5 protein-coding genes are annotated in these 5,111 nt (G+C 45.7%); 1 reads left to right on the top strand and 4 read right to left on the bottom strand.

Annotated features, from left to right (window positions below):
- The first annotated feature begins 143 nt into the window (after nucleotides 1–143).
- The gene (locus V7Q33_RS19660; RefSeq protein ID WP_331979858.1) at nucleotides 144–323 is read left to right on the top strand and encodes a hypothetical protein; all 180 of its coding nucleotides are present in this window, start codon (nucleotides 144–146) and stop codon (nucleotides 321–323) included.
- Between the two features lie 161 nt (nucleotides 324–484).
- Here V7Q33_RS19660 and V7Q33_RS19655 read toward each other — a convergent pair whose 3' ends face one another.
- From V7Q33_RS19655 to V7Q33_RS19640, 4 genes are all read right to left on the bottom strand, one after another.
- Nucleotides 485–883, bottom strand: coding sequence for a hypothetical protein (locus tag V7Q33_RS19655; protein ID WP_331979860.1), 399 nt, complete (start codon nucleotides 881–883; stop codon nucleotides 485–487).
- 121 nt (nucleotides 884–1,004) lie between these two features.
- Nucleotides 1,005–1,325 carry a hypothetical protein gene (locus V7Q33_RS19650; protein WP_333820980.1) on the bottom strand — a complete coding sequence of 107 codons (321 nt, stop codon included), beginning with the start codon at nucleotides 1,323–1,325 and terminating at the stop codon, nucleotides 1,005–1,007.
- Nucleotides 1,326–1,376: 51 nt separating this feature from the next.
- The gene (gene treZ / locus V7Q33_RS19645; protein ID WP_333820979.1) at nucleotides 1,377–3,221 is read right to left on the bottom strand and encodes a malto-oligosyltrehalose trehalohydrolase; all 1,845 of its coding nucleotides are present in this window, start codon (nucleotides 3,219–3,221) and stop codon (nucleotides 1,377–1,379) included.
- Between the two features lie 7 nt (nucleotides 3,222–3,228).
- Entirely contained in the window at nucleotides 3,229–4,830 is a 1,602-nt protein-coding gene (locus tag V7Q33_RS19640) for an alpha-amylase family glycosyl hydrolase (RefSeq protein WP_333820978.1), read from the bottom strand.
- Between the last annotated feature and the right edge of the window lie 281 nt (nucleotides 4,831–5,111).

Here is a 5,111-nt window from a genome sequence, read left to right as displayed (position 1 = left end):
TTGGCTGTTACACGTTAATGGTTATTAGTTACAGGTTAACCGCTAGCCAATACAGCTTTCGAAGCTGGCAAATTACTTGTAACGATTAACGTGTAACGGTTAACGTGTAACGGTTAAAACGTTTCACAAAAACGATAAGCATTATGAAAAAGCAAAGCACAACCCGAAACGCATCAGCTTCACAGCAGGATCGAAGAACATCTCCTGCTTCAGCGGGCAAAACAAAAGAGCAATCCATATCAACGGATTCCCGGAAGAAAGATGTTCACCGGGAGAAACGATTGGGTGATGAGAATGAGATCAATGATGACACTACGATTTAGTTAATCGCGATCCGTTACACGCTAATTGTTACAGGCTATTCCGTTATAGTTATCCGTGTAATTCTGTGATTTCTGTGGGAAATAAATGCATTTTTTGTTCCCACAGATTTCACAGAATAGCACAGAAAAATTATATAACGATAACGGATAACGGCCCAACCTTATTCCGGAGATTTTCCTACGCCCGGGCCGGGAGCTTTTGTGGCTCTTCCGTTTCTGTCAAAGTAATAGTTTCGCGCATCGCTGCCAGAACCGATCGCTATCCAATATCCACTGTTGTTCTTGCTGCGATACACTTTACCACTCTCCCATCCTTTATATTGAGAACGTTGCAGCGTACTGCGAAGCGATGCGGGTACATCGGCCGACTCAATGGTTTCGTAATCGCTTTGTTTGTACTGATCAGATTCCTGAGACGAAGGTTGTGAGGAAGGAGTCTGGGACTCCGGTTCTGACTGCGATGGTCTTTGCTTGGTGCGTGCAGTATCATATTGCTGTGCATGAACCAGTGCAATGCTTACTATAAACACTGCAATAAAAAGTGCTGTGATTTTTTTCATGTTCAGAGGGTTTTAATAAGAACCATAAAAGGCATGCCGCTGTAAAAAGTCCGGTATAAAAGGTACAATTGTGGCGTTCTGTGGATTTACCTGTGGAGTGTAGAAAAACGATGGCGGTATTCTACAACAATCGCGAAAATGAATTACCGGTATAGCATGTAAAATAAAAGATACCTTTAACCTGTGTAATGGGCTCGCGCAAGGCAAAGACAAAGCATTCCCTCAGATCATTATTTGCTCCCTCCAAGGGATATACAACGTCTACAATAAAATCATCAGGAAAATAACTTTTGAAATTCTGCAGGCAGATCAGCTTATCTTCTGTCAGCTCGAAGTTGTAAGTATACCCGCGTTTGTGCAGCGCATCTATAACGCTGGTGGCCGTATCCATTTCAGTAACGATACGGCTCAGTAATTTTTCTGCAAGTGAAGTGTCCATCATTCTGATCTTAGGCCGTTACAGCTACGATCAAAAAATCATTCCGCGCTCATCTTACTGTGCACCGGTATATATCGCTATGCAGATGGCCGGCACTGTTACAAAATTTGTTTCTGTAATTTCCGATGGTAAAAAGGCAGATGCTATATTTTCGGTGTTCCACCGGGCATCTCGCGAATCAATCAGTTTCTTCCACAGCACATTTCCGGCAGGTACCCGGTACGTTGTATCATGCTCTGCAAAGTTGAGAAATACCATTACCTTGTTTTTGTCTTTGGATTTTCTGTGAATCACCAACATACCCGGTTCTATCACCTCTGCCTGTATATTATCTTTGTTATAACTGCGCAAAGCCGGGTGCTCTTTCCGTAAGCTGATTAACTCACTATACCAACGAAGCATGATGGCATGTCTTCCCTGCCGCCGGGCTAACCAGTTTAACTTGCATTGCAGAAATGTATTTCGATCGAATGGATCGGCAGGCTCACCTTCATCGCGAAAGTCTGCAAACTCTTTCTTTCTTCCTTCGCGTGTAGCGTTGATTAACTCCGGATTCTGATGATCGCAGAAAAACAGGAACGGTGCCTCTTCAGCATACTCCTCACCCATAAACAGCAAGGGAATATAGGGTGCTGTGAACAACGCACCCGCCACCAGTTTGAGTCGCTCAAAATCAACAAGCAAACTGAGTCGCTCACCTTTTACCCGATTGCCAACCTGATCATGGTTTTGAGTAAATGCTACAAAGTGATTTCCTCCAACACCTGCAGAAGACCTGCCAAACCTGCGCTTTCTGAATTTTACAAACTCTCCTGACAATACAAAACCGTCCGTATAGGCTTTCGCCAGTTGATGCATCGATCCGTAATCTTCATACCTGCGTTTGCCACGCGAATCAGCAAGTGTATACAGCGCATGGTGAAAATCATCAAGCCACTGTGCATCGAAGCCCATTCCGCCAATAATCGGTTGCTGCGTTACCCGTGGACTGTTGAGATCGCTCTCGGCAATAAGATATAGCGGCCGCCCCAGTGTTTCGCGCAACGATTTTACTTTTTGGTTAATCAGCTCCCAGATGGATACTGCACTACTGTCATACAGTGTGTGAATAGCATCTACCCGTAAACCGTCTATGTGATAGTATTCGAACCAGTAAAGAGGATTATTGGAAATATAGTCACGTACACCATCCGCCCATCGGTCGTCCATGTTCATGGCATCACCCCACGGAATTTTATAGCGTGATGTAAAATACGGTGCGTAGCGGTGCAGCACATTTCCTTCGGGGCCTACATGGTTGTAAACTACATCCAGGTATACGGCGATACCTTTTTGATGACACGCATTCACAAGACGTTTCAAGCCTTCGGGCCCACCGTATGTAACATGCGGCGCGTACAGAAAAACACCATCGTATCCCCAGTTACGTTCGCCCGAAAATTGTGCTACCGGCATGATCTCGATCGCATTTATACCTGTGGATATCAAATCATCGAGCCGTGGTATAACAGCATCGAAAGTACCTTCTTCTGTAAAGGTGCCGATGTGAAGCTCGTACAGCACTATATCTTCCAGCGGTATACTTTTCCATGCGGCATCTTCCCATGGAAAGGTATGATGATTTACCACTGCCGATGCACCGTGTACTCCGTGTGGCTGAAAGTTGGATGCCGGATCGGGAAGTAGCTCCTTCTCTCCCTCCAACATAAAATAATATTCAGCACCGGGCGGTATATCTGCAACGTTTACGTGAAAATATCCCATATCGTCTTTCTCCATGGGTATATCCCGTTCCTTTGGGCTGACTATACGCAGTGTGACCTTTTGCTTTTCAGGCGCCCAGCATGAAAACATGCAGGTATTGTTTCCAATGAAATAAGGACCGGTATTATTTCTCATAAAATTCTTATGACTGTAACGCGATGATAACACCTTCATCGCCACTCAATGTTAGTGTATCGCGAATGGTGGTTTGCTCCAGCGCAGGGGTTGTTGATAATACAATGGTTCCGTAAAGGGACCGGCCTGCCATTCGAAAGTAACAAGGCCTGTGACTCAGATTAAGCACGACCAGAAATTCAGGGTGCCCTTCTTCTCTTCTCAGATAGGCAATCACCTGGTGATCTGCAAATACCGGGATGTAAGAGCCGGTAATAAACACCGGGTTCTGTTCGCGAAAATGAATCAACCTTCTGTAGAGTATCAGCATCGATGACGGATCGCTGTGCTGTACACGCACGTTGACACGATCGGCCGTGCGATCTACCGGCAACCATGGACTCACCAGTGAAAAGCCGCTATATTCACTGTTGTCCCATTGCATGGGTGTGCGGGCCGGATCACGACTTAAATTTTTATCGGGCATATTTAGTCCCTGCGGGTCCATCATCTTATCAGGAGGTATAGCCACATCGCGCATGCCTAATTCATCGCCGTAATATATAGTAGGTGTACCCCGCAAGGTTAGCAGCAGCATGGCTGCCACACGCGCCTGCGATGCTCCTATACGACTTACAACACGCGGCTGATCGTGGTTGCCCAGTACCCAATTGGGCCACCCTCCACGGGGAAGTGACGCTTCGTATTCATTTATAGCAGCGGCAATTCTTTTTGGGTCCCAGGCAAGCGTAAGCAACATAAAGTTAAAAGGCAGATGTGCGCCCTTGTTGTCAGTGCCATAATATACCACCAGCTTGTGAATAGGAAGGTATATTTCTCCAATCATCATTCGCTCGGGATATTCATCCAGCAACTCGCGCATTTCTCTTACAATGGTGTGCACTTCGGGTTGATCGCTGGAATATATAGGAAGCAGTTGGTCATACGTAGCCATGTGTGGCTGATACTCAGGATTAACAGGATTATCGCGGAATAACGCATCTTTTATCATGTGCCACATTACATCAATGCGAAAACCGTCAACACCTTTGTCGAGCCAGAAGCGCATCATCGCGAACATGGCAGTTTGTACGTCTTTATTACGCCAGTTCAAATCGGGTTGCTCTTTGAGAAAAGCGTGATAATAATATTGTTGCGTGGCTTCATCCCATTCCCATGCGGAACCTCCAAACGCAGCAAGCCAGTTATTGGGCAACGAGCCATCGGGCTTACGATCTTTCCATATATACCAGTCGCGTTTGGGATTATCGCGTGATGACCTTGATTCCAGGAACCACGGATGTTTATCGGAAGTGTGATTGGGAACGAGGTCGAGTATCAATTTCATGTTGCGCCGATGAATACCCTCCAGCAATTCCTCGAAGTCCTGCATCGTTCCGAAGAGTGGATGAATATCCCCATAATCGGAAATGTCGTATCCGAAATCAGCCATAGGCGATGGGTAAATGGGGGATACCCAAACTGCTTTAATGCCCAGCCATTGCAGGTAATCCAGCCGCGATGTTATACCTTTCAAATCGCCTACGCCATCGCCATTACTATCCTGAAACGAACGCGGGTATACCTGGTATATTACACCTGACTGCCACCATAAAACGTCTTTGCTCATCGCGAAATGCTGTTTCCACATGCTCGCGAAAAAGATATGCCAGTCGCTTGTAAGCTTAAAGCCCAAAGTGGAAAGCAGAAAGTATGTGTGCGACAACCCATCCGTTTTGTTCTAACCTTGAACATTATACCTTGAACATTGAACCTTGAACCTTGAACACTAAACATTGAACATTGAACATTGAACATTAAACCCTGAACACTATCCGTACAATGTTTGCGGTTTGTGAACAAGTGCAGAGGTTTCAAAGCTACTGGCCGCTGGATAAAAGCAGAAGGAGT

The organism is Ohtaekwangia sp., assembly GCF_036786105.1.
Lineage (GTDB): Bacteria > Bacteroidota > Bacteroidia > Cytophagales > Cyclobacteriaceae > Ohtaekwangia.
The sequence above is the reverse complement of the archived record's forward strand: the minus strand, read 5'-3'. Positions and strand labels throughout refer to the sequence as shown.

Bases quoted from the DNA above. Each gene is read 5' to 3' on its own strand.
- treZ (WP_333820979.1), bottom strand. From the start codon at position 3,221: ATGAGAAATAATACCGGTCCTTATTTCATTGGAAACAATACCTGCATG.
- V7Q33_RS19640 (WP_333820978.1), bottom strand. From the start codon at position 4,830: ATGAGCAAAGACGTTTTATGGTGGCAGTCAGGTGTAATATACCAGGTA.
- V7Q33_RS19655 (WP_331979860.1), bottom strand. From the start codon at position 883: ATGAAAAAAATCACAGCACTTTTTATTGCAGTGTTTATAGTAAGCATT.
- V7Q33_RS19650 (WP_333820980.1), bottom strand. From the start codon at position 1,325: ATGATGGACACTTCACTTGCAGAAAAATTACTGAGCCGTATCGTTACT.
- V7Q33_RS19660 (WP_331979858.1), top strand. From the start codon at position 144: ATGAAAAAGCAAAGCACAACCCGAAACGCATCAGCTTCACAGCAGGAT.